Origin of the sequence: Rheinheimera mesophila (genome assembly GCF_000986865.1) — a bacterium.
In the GTDB taxonomy this organism is placed as follows: domain Bacteria; phylum Pseudomonadota; class Gammaproteobacteria; order Enterobacterales; family Alteromonadaceae; genus Pararheinheimera; species Pararheinheimera mesophila.
In genome coordinates this window covers 12938-33851 of record NZ_LAVS01000014.1, presented here as the reverse complement: position 1 = coordinate 33851, position 20914 = coordinate 12938, and the positions used below count along the sequence as shown (strand labels likewise).

Below are 20914 nucleotides of genomic sequence, written 5' to 3'. Positions count from 1 at the left end.
CTTTGACTGCAGATACAGTGTGGTTTATCCGCTCTTGTTTGGCGGCTGGCGCTACTGGTATGCAGCGCCGACAAATACAGCGATGAGTCGCTAATTCCCTGTAAAAATTTAAGTTTTTTTATAATTTGTCGCCTATGCTTCTAACTTGCAGTTAGATTATATTTTCTAAAAATCAAAATATGGGACTATAGAAATGTTTTTAAGGAACTACAAAATTGGAGCTCGTCTGCTGGCAGGTTTTGCGGTATTAGGGTTGTTAGTGGTGTTACAAGGTAGCCTGGCGCTGATGAATATGTCACAAATGCGCTCTGTTTCTGCTGAAATTGAAGGCGATACCATTCCAAGTCTGGATAGTCTTGCTGCGTTAAATTTAAGCATGATGCGGGTCCGGATTTTTACCTTTCGTTTGATGCTGGCGGAAACCGAGCAGCAAAAAATAGCCTATCAGGAATCGTTGGACAAAGTCAGAGCGGAAGTTAGCGAAAATCAGAAGTTGTATGAAAATCTAATGTCGCTGGATGAAGAACGTGGTGTCTATCAGCAATTTAGCCGTGCGCAACAGGATTATTTTGCTGGCCAGGGGCGGCTGTTGCAGGCGCTACAAGCTGGTGATCAAGCCGAGGCCATCCGGATCAGTAATGAAGAGTTAACAAGGCACTCCGATCTGATGACAAAAGCTCTGGTGCAGTTAGCTCAGATCAACCGTGATTATTCAAAACAGCAAACCAAACTGTCTGCGGAAAATTATCAGACCAGCAGGCTTCTGGTGATTTTGGCCATAATAGTGGGCATAGCCGTCAGCATTTTTATTGCGCTATGGATGACAGGTAGTATTACCACACCTATGACGCAAGCAGTCGTGGTTGCCGAAACCGTCGCGTCCGGCGATCTGACGCAAAGAGTTGAAGTGGATGGTGCAGACGAAGCCAGCCGTTTAATGGCAGCACTGCAGAAAATGCAGCAGAATCTGCGCGATGCCATGAGCCATATTTCGAATTCGTCGGATCAACTGGCCTCTGCCGCTGAAGAGTTGAATTCAGTGACGGAAGATTCTTCGCGTGGTTTGCAGCAGCAAAATGATGAAATTCAGCAAGCAGCTACTGCGATCACTGAAATGAGCTCTGCTGTGGATGAAGTGGCTCAAACTGCGGTGCAAACCTCTGAGCAGTCGACTGAGTCTGCAAAAATGGCAGTCCAGGGCCAACAGCAGGTGGACGAGACAGTGAAGGCGATCCGGGATATGAACCAGGATGTAGCGATGACGTCCGAGTTAATTCAGGGACTGGCTGTGCAATCGCAGGATATAGGTAAGGTATTGGATGTGATCCGTGCTATTGCCGAACAAACCAATTTACTGGCGCTAAACGCGGCGATAGAGGCGGCGCGGGCAGGGGATGCTGGCAGAGGATTTGCTGTTGTTGCTGATGAAGTGCGGGCGTTGGCGCACCGGACTCAAACCTCAACCCGTGAAATTGAAGAGATGATCGCAAAAATACGCAGCGGCACAGGCGATGCAGTCAGCGCAATGAAACATAGCAGCGACAAAGCCGGTTATGCACTGACTGTGGCACAGGCGGCGGGTGAGGCCTTGAGTGTGATTACCCAGCGTATTAACAAAATCAGTGATAGTAATCTGGTGATAGCAAGTGCGGCCGAAGAACAGGCTAAAGTAGCCCGTGAGATTGATCGTAATATTGTTAACATCAGTGACCTGGCGGCACAAACCGCGGCAGGTGCCAACCAGACCAGTGCTTCGGCTCATGAATTATCCCGTTTGGCGGTAGATTTAAATGCCTTGGTCACCCGTTTTAAAGTCTGATACTCAGCGTTGACCCTCACTGGTAAAGTCGGCCGCCTTTTTCAGGCGGCTTTTTTCACTCCAGGCTATGGTTCAGAATCGATAGGCGTAAGACAAGGCTATAAAATCCAGGCCGGGATTAGGTTTTTGTAAACCTGCGTTGGAGTAATGCATGTAACGTAACGCCAGTTGCGCCTTGTGATGCAGTTGCCAGATCAGGCCTATGCGGTCTTCAAACTGGTAATGGGAGCCCAGATCTTTACCGGCAAAACGTTGTTTGTCCAATAAGCTAAGGCCTATGCCAAATTCCCAAAACAAAGCTCTGTTATACAAAGTACTGAATTGTTTCACTAAAACCGGAGATAACGCGACAGCCAAATTACTGTCGTATTCAGCGTCTTCGCCATACCGCCACAGATTTGCACTGACTTCCAGATAAAGTTGTGCATCGCCCAGCACAGGTACTGTTGCCAGATGCCATTCAGTCGGCCTGTACCCCAGGCGTATACCTAACACGTCCGCTTCACCTTTTACCAAATCAACTGCGGCAACCTGAGCCTGAGCCTGCAGGCTCAGCAGTAGCACAACCACTGCCAGTAAAACTTTTTTCATCGATCATCCTGCCTTAAACTTTCGCCAAACCCGCCTCTTGTGCTGCAGGCTTTACTGCGACTCACTACCTGAAACTTCATAGCTATTACCTGATCCTCCGCACCTTGCTTTGTTCTGCGGCAGCAAAGGTTATCTTGAGGGGGTTAATAAATATGCATTATGTAACGAACGGTACATAAATAAGGGTGGGATCCCGAAGATCAAGGGCGAAATAAAAAAATGTGCAAAATACAGAGAGGTGGATCATCAACACCGATCCGACCTTAAAAGCGCAGAAGCTGTTGACCTTTGACAACATGCTGATTAACCTTGCGGTTCTTTAGCTTTCAGACAGGCAATTTCAGCATGGCGAACTCTTCCGAACAGACCAAAGCTCCATTGGATGCGCAAAGCCAAAAAGCATTGCATTTGGATCAGCAGCTTTGCTTTGCTTTGTATTCCACCTCGCTGGCGATGACCAAGGTGTACAAACCTTTGCTGGATAAATTGGGACTCACTTATCCGCAGTATCTGATCATGCTGATTTTGTGGCAAAACGATGGGGTGGCGTTAAAAGACATAGGTGAGCAGTTGCATATTGATTCGGGGGCATTAACTCCGGTGATTAAACGCATGGAAGCTATGGGCTTGTTGGTCAGAACCCGTAATCCACACAATGAACGCACGCTGGAAATTCGTCTGACTGAGGCAGGATGGGCGATGCGGCCGCAGGCGGTTCAGGTTCATCAAAGCATAGGTCTCAGTTGTGGTATGGCGGAACCTGATATTCATGCACTACGTCTTGAACTGATGCAGTTACGTGCTCAATTAACCAGACAAAGCTAATTCGACCAGACGCTAGACAGAGCGCATGAACCTGGCACCATAACGAGGGCCGGTGTGGCCCTCAGTGCTATGGACCGCCACCGCATGGCCAGGGGTCAGTGCGGGGCCGCTTTGGGCAGGATCAGCCAGATTTTGCCGTAGTGACGCAAACTATCGCTGCGCTCTTGGGCTTGCTCTCCTATGCCCTGATATACATCAATACGGCCCGGCGTTTTAATCGCGGCTCCTTTGTCCTGTGCCAACATTAGTCTGAACTCATGACCGGTGAGCTCTCCCTGCGCATCAAGCAGTGGCACTTGCGCCAGTACTACTGCGCCCAGCGGAATAAACGCAGGATCGACTGCCACAGAGTGTAATGGCGTCAAAGGCACATTAGCAGCTCCAACAGGTTGGCTCAGGCCCAAAGAGAAAAAGGTATAGCTTGGATTTTGGCTCATCAGCTCACGTTGTCTGTGTGGATTTTTCGCCAACCACTCTTTAATCGCAGAGGCCGATATGGTTTGAGCTGTGTATTCGCCCATTTCAATCAGCACTTTGCCGAGACTACGGTAGGAATGGCCATTACCACCGCCGTAGCTTAATAAATGCTGCTGACCATATTCGTCTTCTACCACACCTGAGCCCTGTACCTGCATAAAGAAGTTATCAACCAGACTCTTGCTGTAAAACAGCTCCAGACCCTGACCCGCCAGTGCCTGCTCAAAATCAATTTGCTCGCGGCTTGGGTAACTGGTCATACCGGCGGGTTTACGGTAGATAGGGTATTTATACTCAGCATCCGGTGCGGAGCGTACTTTAAACACAGGAACATAATAGCCGGTAAACTGCACATTGCCTTTGCCGTCCTCGCCTGCGAGCTGATAAAGCTGAAAAGCCTGGCCTCCTTCTGCACTTGGGGATTCAGCCCATTGTTGTACCAAGCGGATACTGTGCTGTAACTGCGTCTTACTGACGTTCAGACCAGGTAAAGCATACTCTGATGCGACCGACTTTTTATTCAAGTACTGCAGTTGTTGCTCAAGACCTGTTAATAGCTGTGGCGTTAACCACTCTGGATTTAAAGCGGCGCCTTGTTGTAACTGATAGGTTCCATCCAGCGGTTTTGCATTCTTATCCAGACCATTGTTCACAAACTGATTGGAATGATGAATGCCCTGGGTCTGGCTACAGGCGGATAAAATTAAACTGGCTACACCCAGCCACAAAAGATGTTGTTTCATACCTAAATAACGTTCAAAAATACCAATGTCTGGCCGCACTCTATGCCACAGCGGGCTGACTGACAACAGCAAGTGCAGAATTTTTCTGCACGGCCGTCCTGGAAACAACTATTTGATAAAAACGCTAATACTTGTATTATCGACAGTACGCTCCCGAATAGCTGAGGTAGGCACCTTAAAATGACGCTATGGAAAGTACACCGAGTACGGAACATCTACCGCAGGGTTGTATTGGTCTTTGCCGCTTTTCTACTGCCAGTGCAGGCGGATGCTGTGCAGCGCGAATTGAAATTTGTACTTTATTACCCTCAGGTTCCACCTTATATGTATCAGGACGAAACCACACAACGCGTGGTTGGTTTGGTGCCAGAGATACTGCAGGATTTTTTTCAGCAGCAAAACATTCAAGTCCAGTACGTCGCAGACAACAGAACCCGGGCTGAGCACAGGCTGTATCAGGGCGATGTGGATGCTATGTTGTTAGCAAAAGAATGGACACAACATCCTGAACTCTTGTTGTTTTCTGCGCCTTTGCTTGAACACAAAGATTATTTGTTTGCCCGTCAGCCGATGTCTGCACAGGCAACACTGCCCGAACTTATTCAGGGCAAAACAGTCTGCACCCGCCAGTATTATGTGTACGACGCGTTAGACCCATACTTTAATAGCAATCAGGCGGCACGGGTCGATTCATCCAGTGAACTGACGCAACTGAAAATGCTGCTCAATGGCCGTTGTGAGTTTGCCTTTATCAATGAGCATGTGGCGAACTGGCTTTTGCATCATCATTTTCCTACTCAGGCGCTCTATCGCTCTGCACAGGGTTTTAATACGGTGGCCCTAACTGTGGCCTTTCACCCGCGCTGGAAAGCGCAGCTAACGGCTTTTAACCACTATCTGCAGGAGCAACAGCAGCAGGGGACTATAGCGCAATGGCTTAAATTTTATGTCACCAAGTCGCCAAATAACAACGGATAGCCACACAGCCGTCTACTGAACTTGCCAGTTGATTCTGTGGAAAGCCTGCGTTAGATCAAGTCGGATTAGTCTTGTTTGGTCCATACTCCGTAGAGTACATAGCCAAGTCACGTCAAGGGGCAGAACACCTTGACTCAACCATGTCAAAAACGGAGTAACAGGATGGGAAATTTAGACAGACGTAACTTTTTAAAACTCTCGGCCTCCACCTTAGTGGGGATCACTCTGGGCGGGACAGCTTTGCACGCTCTGGCTCAGGAAAAAGTGAAAGCCGATGATCCACTGGCGGTGGCGATGAAATATGTGGACAAGTCCACGGTCGCCGGAGCGAACTGCGCAAACTGTATGCAAGTGCAAGGCAAAGACGGTGATGCTTTAAGGGGATGTAATATTTTCCCCGGTAAGCTGGTCAGTGCAGAAGGCTGGTGCGCCGCCTGGGTGAAAAAAGCCTGAGGTGAGACTCAGTTTTGCAACTATGCTATCGACAGAGCCAGTGACGACAAGCTGGCTCTTTTTATTGCGGATAACCTCGGTCATTTCCCCCGACTAAAAACGATAACCTAAGGACAACCGTAGCATACGGGGCTCCAGTGGATGGAAGTGTACGTCTTCGATCTCCTCAGCTTCGTTTTGCAACCGAGATGGATAAAAATACACCATGTCCGCGACCTTTCGATTTGTTAAATTCAGCAGTTCGGCACCAAGTTCCCATTGTTGCCATTGGTAGGACAGGTTAGCATTAAGGACTGTGCTGCTTGGTGCACGTTGTCGGTTAAAACTGTCCAGTGTTCTGCGGCCAAAATGACGTAACCGCAAATTAGCATGAACCCCTGTATTGTCATGATAATTTATCGACACACTGGCGACACCGGGAAGAGAACCTTCGATAAAGCGGCCCTCATCCTGACTTAGACTTCTGTACCTGCTGCGACTGGTCGCCAGCTCCAGATCTAAAGTCCAGGCTGGATTTATCCAGTAATACCACGCCAGCTCTGCGCCCGTTCTGCGTGATGCTCTGTTGGCTTCAGTGCCGCCAGCATCCCCGACATACACAAGCTCTGAATCAAGCTGCAAAGCCCAGACTGCAATCGAGATTTGCCATCGTTCTGGCTGAAGATAACGCCAGCCTAGTTCAGCTCCCTCTGAGCGGACCCAGAGTGGCACTGGGTTTGCTGGTTCTCCATTGACAGGATCTGTGCTTATGGTAGCGCCTCTTGCATCGTTAGAGTGCATACCTTGACCAATCGAAATATCCCACTGTTGAGTTTCATTGCTCTGGTAACGAAGTCCCAGTTTTACAGAACTTATGCCTTGCGAGACCTGGCCACTGTTTTGCTGCTCCAGCAGGCTTTCTACTGTGGCGGACATCCAATCATAACGTAATCCAAGCAGAGCCTGTATATTCTGACTCAACTGCAGTTGTTGCTGATTGAAAACGGACCAGGATTGCTGCTGCACCTGATCTAGCCGCACTGCCTGATGTTGTATTCTTTTTTCGGTCAGGGCTAAACCCAGTTGGTCTATATCATCATATCTAGTCTGCAAGCCAAACTGATGGATCCAGTCGAGAGATCCAAGTTGAAGTTTTGACTCTTGGCTTAGTTCACCGCCGAACACTTGTCTTTTATCGGTTTGCTCAAACTGATCGCCTTTGAGCGGATCATTAAGAAAGTAACTGAAGTTAGACCAAAGCTGCAGTTCAGTTTGGATCCAATAACCACTGGCTTTAAAACTTTGCTGTTGCCAGTGGCCCGAGAGGCTCTGTCTGGTGCTCGTTCCGCCTGAGCTTGGATCTATCACTCCCAGCCTGTCAATCTGTCCCTGGTCTACTGCTCTTTGTGGTATTTGGTCTGCTGCATTCCAACTGTTGTCATATAGCATCAGGGTGAGTCGCTTCGCTGAATCTTGTTGTTCTGTGCTGTAACGGCTGACCAGATTTACTTTTCTGACTTGTTCGTCGACGCCTTGCCATGGACCAGCGTAACCTTGCAACTCGATTGCATTCAGCCAGTCTGCATTGTCGTAACTAGCGCTACCACCGGCTAAAATCCTTTGGTATTGATGTTGGCCCAGACTCAGTTGTAGCAGTTCAGGGCTCTGCGTTTTTAACGCAAAATCGGCCGCTCCGGCATTGGCGAAGTCACCATCTTGTGCCTGGTAGTTCCCCTTGCGATAGCGAATGTGTTCGACCAGTTCGGGGATCAGGAAATTAAGATCAGAATAGCCTTGGCCGTGGCCATGACTTCGCATATTCACAGGCATACCATCCACCGAGGTGGCAAAGTCAGTGCCATGGTCCAGATTAAAACCTCTTAAAAAATACTGGTTAGCCTTACCGCTGCCGCTATGTTGGGTCACAACCATACCTGGCACAAACTCCAGCATATCGCCCGGCCTTAACAAGGCTCGTTGTTCAATATCTACGCCATGAACATGACCTTCAGAGGCATTGACGCCAGATCCGTGTTGGTGCTGTACCCCTCGCACTAAAATCAGTTCTGGCTCAGGTGAACTGTGTTGCTCTTGCGCTAGAAGCAGTGTTGAGCAAAGCATAGGACTGCAATAGAGTAAGTGTTTTATTTTGCTCATTATGGTGCCATCTGGGTCAGATCAAGGACAGGATTTTGCTGGGTAACAACCTTTTGTTGATCTGACCAACTGACGATTAGTTTATGATCATGCAGTTCATTGAAGATCTGATAACGCAGTGAACTTTGCTGTGCATTGCAGGTGCTGAACAGGGGCAAACTTAAATAATAGGTGTGGTTTTTTTCTATAGCTGACCAGGTAGTGGGATCTGTTTGTAATTCGCAGTGGGTTTTTGCTGCACTGTTAAACTGAAGATGTTGTTCTAGATAGCTGAGGATTTGCAGCTTGTTTTTTTGAATATCACTCCAGCGCACATCCTGCTCTGCAGGCCAGTTTAATACTTGCTGCAAGTCGTTAATACTCAGCTCTAATGTAGCGGATAAGCCAGTATCAGTCGGTTTTAGTTGCATAAAAGCAGTGCTTAAGCTGTGTGCAGAGACAGTACAACTCAGACTGAAACTCATGATGGCCAACCATTTCATAGGTGTTCTCCTTTGGAAATTGAAGGAAGAGGATTTTGTTCAAACTGAGCGAGTGCCAGGCTAAGTAATGCCTGATCGTCCGGCTCTTGTGCTTGCTGACTATTTAGCTTGGCGTAGTACCAAGCCTTTTTTGGATCGGGGGCGAGTCGAAGGTAATAGTGAGCCAAATCGGCACTGTGCAGTGTGTCTTGTCTGAGCTCTCGCAGTTGGACACGTTGATGCATCTGTTGTTGAAAGTCTTGTCCAGCAGCTTGTTGTTTTTCAGCTAAGGCCAAACGCAGTAAAAGAGCATCTTCAAGCTGTTGTTGTTGATGTAAATCCCGCAATGTGTGATAGACCAGAGCAGGGTCCTGGGGCAGTGTCAAATCCGCCCATTTTACCCACAGAGGCAGCGGGGCTGTCTCTGCTCCTCTTGCGAATAACAGTTGCTCGAGCCAGCCTCTGGCTGTTCCGGTCTGTTGCAGTGTTTCCGCTTGCTCTGCCAGCACCGCCAGTAACCATTGCTGTTGTGGCAGTGGAACATTCTGTTGTTGCCTCGCCAGTAGTTGTAGCGCTTTATAACTGTCTTTTGTTTTTCCCTGACGTCCAACAACTTCAAGGCTGCATAAGGAGAGTAAAAATAGTTCTTGTTGTCCCAGTAATTTTTTACATTCAGCCAGTGCTGCGGTCGTATTGTTCTGGACTAGATAAATCCGCTGTTTCATTAGTAGGGCATTCAGATTATCGGGCTCTAACTGCTGCACTTTAGCTAAATAATTCAGTGCATTGTCAAACTGATGCTGTTGCTGTGCAGTGTCGGCCATTGCCAGCCAATAGCCGGCAGAAGAGGGGAGATGAGCTTTTTTCAGCAGCTGTTGGGCTTTATCAAAATAGCGACTCCAACCTGGTTGTCTTGCCAGTTGAAGATAAGCCTGGGCTAACTTGACTTGATCCGCAGCAGAGCCAGACTCGGAGGCTTGAACCTCTATCTGTCGGACCCAAATCGGTCGCGCAATAACCTGTTTGGTTTGCAGTACCAGTTCATCCGCTGGAGCTGCCACTACAGTGGTCAAAGCGCAAGTGAACAGGCCGACAAAAAAAACATAGACGACTGCCCTATACCTGGGTTTTATCACCATTCATTACTCCTTGGCAGCCCCGGTCAGACCGGGGCTGCTTTACTTGTTACTGAAATACCTCGGCGTAATCTGCCGTATCCTCAGTGTCTTGAGTAAAATCACGTCCATTGGTTGATAATGCCGTATCGGTCTCCTGTTGAGCAAAAGCGGCTTTGCTATATTGCAGGAATGAGACAGTGGCCCTGTTGATATCCAGGCTTATTGTGGCTGTTACACTAACTTCACCATCTGTCACCCGGGCGATAAAACTGTCGCTGCCGGTATATTCAGTCTGGGGTTGGTAGACAAAACTGCCGTTACTGTTGACTGTCAGAATGCCATTGGCAGGCTGAGATTCGATACTGTAACTGAGCGGATCTCCGTCAGGGTCCGTGGCCATAAGTTGCGCCATCACCGCAGTGTCGGTTTCAGTGACGAAACTGGAATTGGCAAAAACGGGCGCCGAATTGGCTTTGTCGTCTGAACCACAAGCTGCGACCAATACAACAGGGGCAAGCCATATTAATTTACGCATTACTCAGCTCCTTCTCAGTTAGGTGAACCAGCCAGCGGTGCCTTCAGGTAGGGGAAACTGCTGTCTATCATACTGGCATTCAGTGGCGCACCATCTGTAAAAGGTACATTACCTACAGCGGCATCCGCAGGTTCACACAAGCCCAGATTGGTAGGAGTGCCATTCACAGGAATATCGTGACATAGCGCACCCATCATAACGCGCAGCGCTATATCAACCACGTCATCTCCAGGGCGACGGCCATTAGGGAATCCGGCTAAGTCGTTGCCTGCAACGCCCAAAGCGGATTGGTTGGCTGCTGGTGTAGCAGCTATTGCGGTATTAAGTCGCAACATCTCAGACGGTGTCACAGTACTTAGCTGATTCACACCAGGGACACCAGTCAAAAAAGCAGTGACCAGATCTGTGCGCGGGAAATTGGTCGGGGCCAAATCCTCAATACTGGTCCCCAGCGTAGTATTGACAGCGTCTTTGAACAGCACGTTCAATAACGCAGGTAAGCTTGGATGAGTGACATAATCAGCAAATTGACCATCGTCTTTTGGGTGACTGGCTGAAAATTTGTCTTTGTCGGCGACTCCGATCACCAGCTCATTCACCAGCGGGTTACTTAATCGTGAGACCTGCACAAGAGCGCCGCCATTGACTTCAGTGTTATCAAAGGACGGATTTGGATTTAAGATCCGTGCTTGAGGTAGACTGGCCGTGGTCCAGGCGCCTATCACACCATTGCCTGCTCCTGTGATACAAGAGGTAGGTAATTCCAAGGCCAGCGTGGTGACATTTTTACCGCGTAAATCATCATTAGCAGAGTTTTGTGTGATGCCACCCGGAAAGCCTGCTGCATCACCAGCTCCCGGAGCACTATCTCCCTCAACCGGGACATAATTCACTAAGTCGAAGGTTTCGCCGAGATTCACAACGAAAGGGTCTTTGCGCTGGCCGACAAATACGCGGGCTTTTGCATCACAGCCGGGTAAGCTGGTTTCATACATATACTGGTTCGCATAATTTTGATAGGCCGTGCTGTTACCAAAGGTTTTCTCACCAATATAGTCATAAGGTTTGATAAAGCTACCGTCAGCAGACCCTGAGCTCAATTCGGTTTTCGAACCACTTTGTTGTGGTCCTGTCACCAGACTTAATTGATAGGTCTCAATAAAGTTCAGCGCGGCTGAGTTACCTGCACTGATAGCGCCAACGTTTTTTAGTGGAACTGCGACCATTTTCTGGTTGTCGGCTGGGCCTATCGGAAGTTTTACTCCCATATTGTTATTAGCCAACTGCTGGCTAAAACGAAATTGGAAGGTCAGATCCTCTATTGCATCGCCTGTATTATCGATATGGATGCTGTAGACAGCAGCAGGGTCCAGTGCAAAATAATTAGGACCGCCTTGTGGATCTTGCAATGGAATATAGTTAGCCAGCACTGTGACATAACCACTGCGACCAGCTTCATAACTGTTAAACAGGTAAAAGTCAGTCGAATCAAGGGTTGGCAGTCGGGTAATATTTGGTGCTTCCCTATGACTGGATGCCTGAGCTATGCCTGATAAAGCGATGGCAACGGCGAGACTAACTGTGCTGATGGTTTTTTGTAGTTTCATTAGGGTGTTCCTCTGTTGATGTTGCATCAGCAGTAACGACAGAGTGTTTTTTTTGGATGCAGCGAGAAACAAAATAATTCAGCTATTTTTTATACTGCTTTAACTCTCAGATAAATCAGCATAAATAATAAAAAACGAAACCCTTGGGTTCCGTTTTGATGGTCTCAAAGGTGTCATACATGAAATCAGAGAGTCATCAACTCACTGGTATGCAGCACTGTGCCAGTGGGTTGTCCCGTGGGTGAGCCGCCTTTAGGTTCCAGACTGACCGCAAGAACCGCCACTGTCAAACCTGCTGCGGCTTGTGGCCATGGATAACTTACTTGACCGCGTTGTGGTAATAATCCTAATGAAACAGGAGTCTGACCTGAAGTCGGTAACATCCAGAGTTCATAATCATGGACAGGGTCGGCTGGCACGGCTGCAGAGGCTTGCAGAACCACTGTGTCGCCCTGTTTGGACACTAACCACAAGGCTTTAGCCTCTTTAGTTTGGATCACTGCCAACTCTATAGGGAGTGCCGCTGGAGGGGGAAGTAATAATACCAGCGCCAGGCAAGCCGCGGCAGCGGCCGCTACCCAGTTAGCTGGATGCAACCAATTATTTCTGGGCTTAAGTTGTACAACGTCTGCATGTTGCCAGCCAAGGCGTTGTTGTAACTTGTGCCACAGCTTCTGGTCCGGCTTCACTTCTGGCAAAGATTCAGCCAGCGGGTTCAGATGCTGCTCCCAGCGCCAGACAGTCTCCCTTACTTGCTGCTGCTGCATCAATAGCCGCTGAAATCTTTGTCTGGCTTTTCCTCTCATACCGCCGAGCACATAGTTCACACTTAAGGCGTCCAGGCGTTCCTGTTGTAAATAGTTCATGCTTCAAGACACCTCTTTAAACGGGCTAAGCCCCGGCGTATCCAGCTTTTGACCGAGCCCAACGGAGCACCGGTATGACTGGTAATTTCATGATGTGTCAGACCGTTTACGAAGGCCAGATAAATAGACTGACGGTGCTCAGCCTCCAATGCAGACATACACTCATCCAGCTTGACCTTCTCCCTGGTCAGGCTGACCGGCTCCCCCTCGGAATCCTCCGGGCTCCAGTCTGGATCAAGCTCTATATGCTCAGCTTTAAATTGTCGGGTTTTGATGAGGTCCAGTGCCCGGTAGCGGGTAATACTGATCATCCAGGTCATCACTGTACCTTTATCGGTATGATAATCGGCGGCATTGTGCCATATTCGGACAAACGCATCCTGCAATACGTCTTCTGCCCAGTCACGGCGTCTAAGCAGTTGTAAACTGACTGCAAAAAGTTTTGCCGATGTTGCTTTGTAGAGCTGTTCGAAGGCATTTTTATCGCCCTGAGCTGTGGCTTGAAGCCAGTGAATCAATTGTTCCTGCGGTCCCATCTGTAATTTTTCACTCCGTTACTCTGATGTCTATAACAGCTACGACCTTTACGGATGGTTGGATGCACGCTGGTGAAACTTTTTCGTTACCGCTAACATAATAAGCCAGTAAATCGATAAGGCGCTGATATGACATCCTGGGTAACGGCATTCTTAAATTCTGCAGTAGGTCGTTGGTGTGGTGTGCCGCAACCAGCTTTGCTGCAAAGACCGGACGGGGAAACCCAGTGTTTTCGTGGCAGCGTGCTGCTCTGTGGCAAAAGCTCTGTATACAGCGCACTGTTACGCCAGCATTTAACTGGCTTGCCGGATCTGGAGTTAGAGGATAAAGGCCAGCCGCTTCAGGCTATTATTTTTGATGGCACTCAGCTACAAAGCACCACAGAGCTGGATTTGCTGTGGCAGCAATTCACCTTGTTACTGCCAAGATTAACTCACCACGGCCGGATCATTGTGCTGTCCGCAACGGTCACGGAGGCACGCTGTGCGGACGCGGCAGCGGCTCAAGCCGCCTTATCTGGTTTTACCCGTTCACTAGCCAAAGAGTATGGCCGTTTTGGCAGCACCGCAAATCTGTTGACGCTGCAGGACGAAGTACGGCAACAGTTGTTACCTGTGCTGGAGTTTTTCCTGTCCAAAGCCTCGGCTTATGTCACAGGGCAAGTGGTAGCTGTCTCTGCTGCACTTGTACAAAGGCTAAGCCCATGGGTGAAGCCACTGCAGGGGAAAACCGCGCTGGTGACAGGCGCGGCCCGGGGGATAGGGGCTGCGATTGCAAAAAAGCTGACCGAGCAGGGAGCCAGGGTGATTGGACTGGATGTTCCGCAGGCAGGATCTGAGTTGTCAGCGCTGATGCGTCAGCTATCCGGTCAGCCACTGCTGCTGGATATCAGTCAGTCTGATAGTGCAGAACAGCTTTCGCAGTGGCTGGCACAGCAGGGGATGGTGCTGGATATTCTGGTGCATAATGCGGGCATTACCAGGGATAGCTTGTTTCACCGTATGACTGAAGCGCAGTGGACTCAGACGTTGGACATCAACTTGCGTGCGGTACTGCGGATCACTACGGTATTGCTTCAACAGCATCAGATCAGCGACAACGGACGGGTGGTGCTGTTGTCCTCAATGAATGGCCTGGCAGGCCAGAAAGGCCAGACCAACTATGCCAGTTCAAAAGCGGCTTTGGTGGGCTATTGCCAGTTTATGGCAACACAACCTCAACGCGGCATCACCTTTAATGCCATAGCTCCGGGCTTTATAGAAACCCAAATGACGGCCACTCTGCCTGTTATGATGCGTGAGGCCGGGCGTCGAATGAACTCTCTGTACCAGGCCGGCACAGCAGAGGATGTTGCCTGTGCTGTGGCGTTTTTTGCCAGACCTGATGCTGCAGGTTTAAACGGCACTGTGCTTCGGGTTTGTGGTCAATCTGTGATTGGAGCCTGAGGTCGCTTCACCCACTTTGGCTGCAACCCAGACCTCAGGTGGCAACCAGGCTTTTTTCCATGGCATAAACTGCTCGGCAGGCATAGGACGCGCTATGCCATACCCCTGAGCATGAGTACAACCTAATTGCAGCAAAAGTTCGCCGTGCTCGGTAGTTTCAACCCCCTCGGCAACAATCTCCCGCTTAAACTCATTGGCCAGCACAATAATGCCTTTGAGAATAGCCAAATCGTCCGGGTCAATCAGCATATCGCGGACGAAACTCTGGTCAATTTTCAGCACCTTAGCTGGTAAACGTTTCAGGTAGGTCAAAGACGAATAGCCGGTGCCAAAATCGTCCAGCGCGAAGCTGACCCCACTACGAATACAGGCCTGCATCACCGCCTGGACATGGGTTAAATCATTCAGCGCACTGGTTTCAAGGATCTCCAGTTGCAGTAAAGAGGGGGAGACATCCGAGTAAAAATGCAAAAGCAATTGCAGGCGATTGACAAAATCGAGCTGCTGTAAATGGTAGGCGGAAATATTCACACTGACAGGGAGCGTCATGCCCTGACGCTGCCACTCGGCCAGTTGCCTTAGAGCCTCTTCAATCACCCAATACCCCAGCTCAACCCCGAGGCTATGCTGTTCTATTGCGGGCAAAAACAGCGCCGGGGCCACCATCCCTTTGTGCGGATGCAGCCAACGGATCAGCGCTTCAGCGCCTATGATTTCACCTGTGTGCATATTGACTTTAGGCTGGTAAAACAACCTGAATTGTTTTTGCGCCAGTCCCTGGCGAATATCCGCTATGGTTTCCTGATGTCCGCGTAAGCTGCGGGCATAATCAGTGTCAAAAACATGGCAACGGTTTTTACCGTCCTGCTTGGCCTGGTACATCGCATGATCGGCTTGTCGTATCAACTGCTCAGCTTCTGTAGTTTCAGCCTGAGGGTAAAACGTCAGGCCTATGCTGGCAGAGACCGATAACATCCATTCATCAATTTTTAATGGTTTGGCCACTGTATCCAGTAATTGCTGGACTTTCGTCATACCGGCTTTTTTATCGCTCAGTTGTGGTAACAACACAACAAACTCATCGCCACCTATCCTCGCTAGCAACTCATGCGGCGCAAGCTGTGCTTTCAGCCGCTCGGACAAGGCAATTAAAAAATGGTCCCCGGTTTCATGGCCGTGACGGTCATTAATTTCTTTAAATCCATCTAAATCCAGATAAGCGATAGCCAGCAGCTCCTCAGCATTGGAGTGTCTTAATACTGATTGCAGTTGTTGCGTTAACGCACTGCGATTGGGTAAGCCGGTCATACCGTCACACAGAGCAATCTTTTCCAGATACTGCTGTTGCTGATATTGATTGGTAATATCAGAAAACAGGCCGACATAATGTTGGAGCTGGCCTTTATCATCCACTACTGCGCTTAAGGTTAAACTCTGGAAATACTCTTCGCCTGATGCTTTTCGGCTCCATAGCTCACCAGACCAAAAGCCTTGTTGCTGCAGGTTTTGCCATAACACCGCAAAGCTGTGTTCATCCTGCTGCTCAGACTGCAATAAGCGCGGAGTGCAGCCTATCGCTTGTTTGGCGCTGTAACCTGTGATTTCGGTAAAGGCCTGATTCACATCAATAATCAGCCCCAAAGGGTCGGTGATCATAATGCCTTCGCGGGCGTGAGTGAACACGCTGGCCGATAGGCGTAATTTGTTCGCCGCCGTATGTTCCAGTGTAATATCGCGTGACAAACCCACAGTACCAACATGTTCACCGTCTACCAACACAGGCGCCTTGTAGGTTTCAAACCAGTGGGGTTCACAACCTATGTTGTGCTGGGACTGGATCAGATCGGGCTGACCAGAGCTCAGGACCTGTTTATCATGCACCACATGGCTCAGTGCCCGCTGAGGGTCAAATAACTCCGCGTCCGTTTTCCCTGTTAACTCACTGATGGTTTTGCCGGGAAATTCCTCTGCAAACTTGCGGTTCACTTCCAGGTAGCGGCCATGAATGTCTTTGAGCCACACCACAAAGGGAATGCTGTCAATCAGGGTGCGTTGATACTGCTCTTTTTGCTGTAGTGTCTGGATCAGGGTCTGACGCTCCTGAATGGAGCTGTTCAGGCGAAGTTGAGTCGCCCCAAGCCAGCTCATAATACTGCCTGGTTTTGCCTTGCGCAGCTCAGTGCTTTGCAGTACTTCTCCCCGGCCCATGGCTTTGATTTGTTCGTATAAATGACTGACGGAGGCGCCGAGAATGCTGTTATGAACCCTTTTAATAGCCCAAAGGGAATAAAACAGCAGTAAGCCGGACAGAATAAACAGAATACGCATCAGCAAGGCGTAAAACATCGCATCGGATACCTCGTCTGCAGTGCGCTCATCAACCAGACTATAGACAGTGGCGATTGGCTGCATAATAGACTTCTTCGCGTTGTGATACTGCTGGTCGAAGACTGCAAGCAGAGCCTGTTGTTTGTTTTTTATTTTTTGCGCAGCATCAGTTTCTGGTCGCTCCAACAGTTGCATCGCCTTAATTTCTTTCAGCGCCAATGCATCAGATTGAATTTTGGCTTGTTGCAAGGCGGCCAGTTCTGTGGCGGTGAAACCAGCATCTTTGGCTAAATCTAACAATGCAATTCTGGAGCCTGCGGGTCTGGGTCTTTGGTTATCGTCATCGACCAGATCCCAGTAGACTTGATGATAGTTAACCGGGCGCGCCGCCTGACCATCCCGTATCGCAATAATTTCATTAAAGTAATTTTTATAGCGACGATCAGCCGTGGCGATATAACTTCTGGCCATCCGGGTTAAATCGTCGGAGGATTGACGTAATTCACCTATGACTTTTAAGGAGTAGACCCGCTGATCGTTGGCGGCATCAATACGTTTTTCCGCATAGACGTAAGCCACAAAAATAGCACTGAACGTCAGCAATAATAAGAACGCCGCCCAAAACCTTAATGTAAGCTCAGAAGTGGTATAACGTCTTACCTGCACAAAAACTCCTGCACTTGACTTGCTCGGGTGAACTGAGTCTGAAAATTTTGATAGTTTCTCTGTCAATAGTTAGTGAACCGGATCCTGAAAGCAAGCCATTCCCTTCTGATTTTGCAGTTTTATTTCCAAAAATTTAGAAAAAACCGTTAAATCATGCTAACGCTTTGTTTTTTCAGTGAACCTCTATTAGTCTTAACCAGTCAATGAATTCACCACACTGAACTAACAGGGGGTGTCTGATGGATAAGTACCAGACTTTTTATCAACCCGACCCAGAGCTATCCGGGCTGATCCATAGCATTGAACTGCTGTTCGCTGACTGGGCGGCTGCATTCGCTTTGTCATCGCTGCAACAGCGGGAGTCGGCGCGGCTTAGAACCATTCAGGCCAGCCTGGCGCTGGATCATAACTCCCTGACCTTCACTCAGTTGCAAGACCTTGCTGTTGGAAAGAGGGTTGTGGCCTTAGTACAGGATATCCGGCAGGCAAAAAATGCGCTGGCCTTGTATCAGCAACTGGATAGTTTTCAGCCTTTTGACAGCGCAGATTTACGCCGCGCTCATGCCGTTTTTATGGGCTCTGTTGTAGCGGATGCAGGTCATTACCGGCAACAAGGTGCCGGAGTGTACGAGGACCATAAATTAGTACATATGCCGCCCGCACCCTCGGAGGTGGCGGCACAAGTGGAGGAGCTGTTAACCAGCTTGCAGAACAAGTCTTTACATCCGTTACTGGCGTCTTGTCTGGCGCATTATCAACTGGCGTTTATTCATCCTTTTTCTGACGGCAATGGCCGTTTGTGTCGGTTGTGGCAGCAGCTACTGTTAATCCGCTGGCATCCGGCTTTTGGCTACTTACCCTTTACAACACTGCTAAAAGACAAATCCCGCGATTATTACAAAACCCTTCGACAAGTCGCGCCGAAATACGATGCAACAGGTTTTATTCTGCTGGTACTCCGATCGATTCAGGCCACTTTGACTGCTGAGCTTCAGCTGGTGCATCAGCAGCATCCTGTGGCGGTTTTGCCGGATCAGCCATTGGTCGATTTGTCGCAGTTTGTGCAGTTAAAAGCCCGGAGCAGAGCAACAAAAACTTCGGGTCCCTGGTATAAAACTGAAGATCAGATTTTGAAAAAACTAAGAAAAGACAACAGATTGAGTGCAAAAACTATAGCGGATCAACTTGGCTTGACCTCCCGCGCCATAGAAAAACAACTGGCGAAGTTAAAAGCAGAGGGCAAGTTGATCCGGACTGGCCCTGCTAAAGGGGGGCGCTGGCAGGTTGTGGCTTAAGGACTGAGCGCTGCTTTTTGCTGCTTGTCGACCACTGATAGCGTATTTTTTACTGCTGGTCGGTTTTGTCATCTGACTGCCAGCCTGACTCGGTACACTGTGGTTTTATCGGTGGAGTCAGGGTGATCTGGTGCGTTATGTAGCTTGGGTACTGTGTTTTTTCTTGGTGAGTCTGAACAGTGCTGCGTCGCCAACACAACAAGAGCAGAGTGTTTTACTGATCTCTGTCGATGGCTTTGCTCAAAACTATCTGCACCGTTACAAGGCTCCGACACTGCATCAACTGGCAAAACGTGGGGTCACCGCTGCTGCGATGCAACCTGCATTTCCGACTAAAACTTTTCCAAACCACTACAGCATAGCCACAGGTTTATATCCGGCTCATCATGGCATAGTTGAAAACAACATCTATGATGCAGAGTTTGACGCTGTATTTCGGATGAGTAAAGCTGAAGAAGTCCGCAATGGTCGCTGGTGGCTGGGCGAACCTGTCTGGGTGACAGCAGAGAAACAAGGTGTAAAAACCGGCACTTATTTTTTTCCGGGTTCTGAGGCGGCGATTAAAGGTATCCGGCCAGCCTTGTGGAAAGCCTACGATGGTTCGATCAGCAATACCGACAGGGTGCAATCTGTATTGGCCTGGCTGGATTTACCCCAAGCGACCCGCCCCAGATTTCTGACCTTGTATTTCAGTTCTGTAGATGATGCTGGCCATGCTTACGGACCTGACTCGGAGCAAGTAGCCGCAGCTATTGCAGATGTCGACCAGGCGCTTGCGCTGCTGGTTGCAGGGTTGAAACAAAGAGATCTGTTGCACAGGATGAATCTGATCCTGGTCTCCGACCATGGTATGGTCAAAGTGCCACAGCATCAGGTGATTGAACTAGACCAGTTGTTTGATGAAAAGCGGGCCGCTCTGGTGTTATGGACGCCGGAAATAGTGTCGATTTTTCCTAAAGCAGGCGAATTAGAGTCCATTTATCAGCAACTGAAAACCTCATTGCCAGCGGCAGCCAGGGTTTATAAAAAAGCTGAATTGCCAGAGCGCTGGCATTATCAGCACAGTAAACGTATTGCACCTTTGCTGGTCGTGCCGGAGCCGGGCTGGCGATTAATGCAAAAGCACAAACATCAGCAATGGTTGGCGCAACCCGGTCGCAGCGAGGTGACAGGTAGCCATGGCTATGACAACAATAGTCCCGAAATGCAGGCTATTTTTATTGGGCATGGTCCGGTATTCCAGCCAGGTCGTCAGATCCCGGCTTTTGCCAATATCGAACTCTATAACCTGATGTGCCGTATTTTAGGCATTGAAGCGGCAGCCAATGACGGTGATCCGGCCTGGGTGGATACAGTGTTGAGGCCCGGTACGACCGCAGTTCAAGCTGCAGATTAAAGCGATTTTGTCATAAAGTATTTGCAACCGGTCAAAGGGTAGTTGGCTTGAGTCCACTGCACCTGATACCCATGGCGTTCATAAAAAGGCCGGGCCTGAAAATCCAGCGTATCGAGGATCACAAAGCTGCAACCACGAGCTCTGGCAATTTGTTCTGCTTCAGTCAGTAAGTCTGAACCTATGCCTTGTCCCCTGATACTCTCGTCCAGCCATAAAGACTCCAGATAAAACCAGTGGCCAAAAGTGCGGCCCGCTAACGCCGCTATCAGTTCACCCTGTTCATTTTCCAGTTTTAAGCCCAGTTGCTGTCGCTTTGAGGCATCCCAGTGCAGTGCGTTAAATTCAGCAATTTTTTGTTTGGCCAGATCGGCAAATTCGTGGGTATGGACAGGGGTAAAGATCACAGTGTTATCTCAAAAAGCCAGAAAACAACACTATAGCATTTTCGTTGGAGAGCTTAATACCCGGTTTCCGTCGAAGCGCTTGACGAAAGATGCTACAGGATAAATCGATAAATTCAGCATCACACCTTGCCTTAATATGATAAATATGCGAATAGTTAATATTTAATTCATATAAATATGGTAAAAACGATACTTTAGGGTATGATGCATTCCATTCTGGGGTTTAGCTCGCTA

The 20914-nt window shown here is 49.0% G+C and carries 18 protein-coding genes; 7 read left to right on the top strand and 11 right to left on the bottom strand.

Going from position 1 to position 20914, the window contains the following annotated elements; translation table 11 throughout:
- Positions 1–193: 193 nt before the first annotated feature.
- The gene (locus SD53_RS07550; protein WP_046519622.1) at positions 194–1819 is read left to right on the top strand and encodes a methyl-accepting chemotaxis protein; all 1626 of its coding nucleotides are present in this window, start codon (positions 194–196) and stop codon (positions 1817–1819) included.
- Between the two features lie 72 nt (positions 1820–1891).
- Here the strand turns inward: SD53_RS07550 and SD53_RS07545 are convergent, their stop codons facing one another.
- On the bottom strand, positions 1892–2410 hold the full coding sequence (locus SD53_RS07545; RefSeq protein ID WP_052749298.1) for an acyloxyacyl hydrolase: 519 nt from the start codon (positions 2408–2410) through the stop codon (positions 1892–1894).
- Between the two features lie 345 nt (positions 2411–2755).
- On the opposite strand from SD53_RS07545, the gene SD53_RS07540 reads away from it, so the two are divergent.
- Positions 2756–3235, top strand: a complete 480-nt coding sequence (locus SD53_RS07540; RefSeq protein ID WP_046519621.1) for a MarR family winged helix-turn-helix transcriptional regulator — start codon at positions 2756–2758, stop codon at positions 3233–3235.
- Between the two features lie 95 nt (positions 3236–3330).
- On the opposite strand, the gene mltA is transcribed toward SD53_RS07540, so the two are convergent.
- Entirely contained in the window at positions 3331–4455 is a 1125-nt protein-coding gene (gene mltA, locus SD53_RS07535) for a murein transglycosylase A (protein ID WP_046519628.1), read from the bottom strand.
- Between the two features lie 180 nt (positions 4456–4635).
- Here mltA and SD53_RS07530 point away from each other — a divergent pair, with 180 nt between their 5' ends.
- Both SD53_RS07530 and SD53_RS07525 read left to right on the top strand, forming a co-directional pair.
- Positions 4636–5433: a substrate-binding periplasmic protein gene (locus SD53_RS07530; RefSeq protein WP_082101815.1), complete on the top strand. Its 798-nt coding sequence runs from the start codon at positions 4636–4638 to the stop codon at positions 5431–5433.
- Positions 5434–5595: 162 nt separating this feature from the next.
- Positions 5596–5886, top strand: coding sequence for a high-potential iron-sulfur protein (locus SD53_RS07525; protein ID WP_046519619.1), 291 nt, complete (start codon positions 5596–5598; stop codon positions 5884–5886).
- 93 nt (positions 5887–5979) lie between these two features.
- Here SD53_RS07525 and SD53_RS07520 read toward each other — a convergent pair whose 3' ends face one another.
- From SD53_RS07520 to SD53_RS07490, 7 genes are all read right to left on the bottom strand, one after another.
- Complete coding sequence (locus SD53_RS07520; RefSeq protein WP_046519618.1) at positions 5980–8022, bottom strand: TonB-dependent receptor; 2043 nt, start codon at positions 8020–8022, stop codon at positions 5980–5982.
- Complete coding sequence (locus SD53_RS07515) at positions 8022–8504, bottom strand: hypothetical protein (protein ID WP_046519617.1); 483 nt, start codon at positions 8502–8504, stop codon at positions 8022–8024. The genes SD53_RS07520 and SD53_RS07515 overlap by 1 nt, the downstream gene beginning before the upstream one ends.
- Positions 8501–9622: a tetratricopeptide repeat protein gene (locus tag SD53_RS07510; RefSeq protein WP_046519616.1), complete on the bottom strand. Its 1122-nt coding sequence runs from the start codon at positions 9620–9622 to the stop codon at positions 8501–8503. The genes SD53_RS07515 and SD53_RS07510 overlap by 4 nt, the downstream gene beginning before the upstream one ends.
- A 46-nt stretch (positions 9623–9668) precedes the next feature.
- Positions 9669–10136, bottom strand: coding sequence for an Ig-like domain-containing protein (locus SD53_RS07505; protein WP_046519615.1), 468 nt, complete (start codon positions 10134–10136; stop codon positions 9669–9671).
- 14 nt (positions 10137–10150) lie between these two features.
- The gene (locus SD53_RS07500) at positions 10151–11743 is read right to left on the bottom strand and encodes a DUF4331 domain-containing protein (RefSeq protein ID WP_046519614.1); all 1593 of its coding nucleotides are present in this window, start codon (positions 11741–11743) and stop codon (positions 10151–10153) included.
- 185 nt (positions 11744–11928) lie between these two features.
- A complete protein-coding gene (locus SD53_RS07495; RefSeq protein WP_046519613.1) occupies positions 11929–12609 on the bottom strand; it encodes an anti-sigma factor in 681 nt (226 codons plus the stop codon).
- Positions 12606–13127, bottom strand: coding sequence for a sigma-70 family RNA polymerase sigma factor (locus SD53_RS07490; protein WP_241481773.1), 522 nt, complete (start codon positions 13125–13127; stop codon positions 12606–12608). Before SD53_RS07490 ends, SD53_RS07495 begins: the two co-directional genes overlap by 4 nt.
- A gap of 147 nt (positions 13128–13274) precedes the next feature.
- Between SD53_RS07490 and SD53_RS07485 the strand changes: the two genes are divergently transcribed.
- Positions 13275–14591 carry a 3-oxoacyl-ACP reductase gene (locus tag SD53_RS07485; protein WP_046519611.1) on the top strand — a complete coding sequence of 439 codons (1317 nt, stop codon included), beginning with the start codon at positions 13275–13277 and terminating at the stop codon, positions 14589–14591.
- Here SD53_RS07485 and SD53_RS17995 read toward each other — a convergent pair.
- Positions 14541–17585, bottom strand: a complete 3045-nt coding sequence (locus SD53_RS17995) for a sensor domain-containing protein (RefSeq protein ID WP_052749297.1) — start codon at positions 17583–17585, stop codon at positions 14541–14543. The genes SD53_RS07485 and SD53_RS17995 overlap by 51 nt on opposite strands.
- Positions 17586–17824: 239 nt before the next feature.
- On the opposite strand from SD53_RS17995, the gene SD53_RS07475 reads away from it, so the two are divergent.
- Both SD53_RS07475 and SD53_RS07470 read left to right on the top strand, forming a co-directional pair.
- Positions 17825–18880, top strand: a complete 1056-nt coding sequence (locus SD53_RS07475; RefSeq protein WP_046519610.1) for a Fic family protein — start codon at positions 17825–17827, stop codon at positions 18878–18880.
- 130 nt (positions 18881–19010) lie between these two features.
- On the top strand, positions 19011–20276 hold the full coding sequence (locus tag SD53_RS07470) for an alkaline phosphatase family protein (protein ID WP_046519609.1): 1266 nt from the start codon (positions 19011–19013) through the stop codon (positions 20274–20276).
- On the opposite strand, the gene SD53_RS07465 is transcribed toward SD53_RS07470, so the two are convergent.
- Positions 20273–20680 (bottom strand): GNAT family N-acetyltransferase, encoded by a 408-nt coding sequence (locus SD53_RS07465; RefSeq protein ID WP_241481772.1) that lies wholly within the window; start codon positions 20678–20680, stop codon positions 20273–20275. The genes SD53_RS07470 and SD53_RS07465 overlap by 4 nt on opposite strands.
- Positions 20681–20914: the final 234 nt, after the last annotated feature.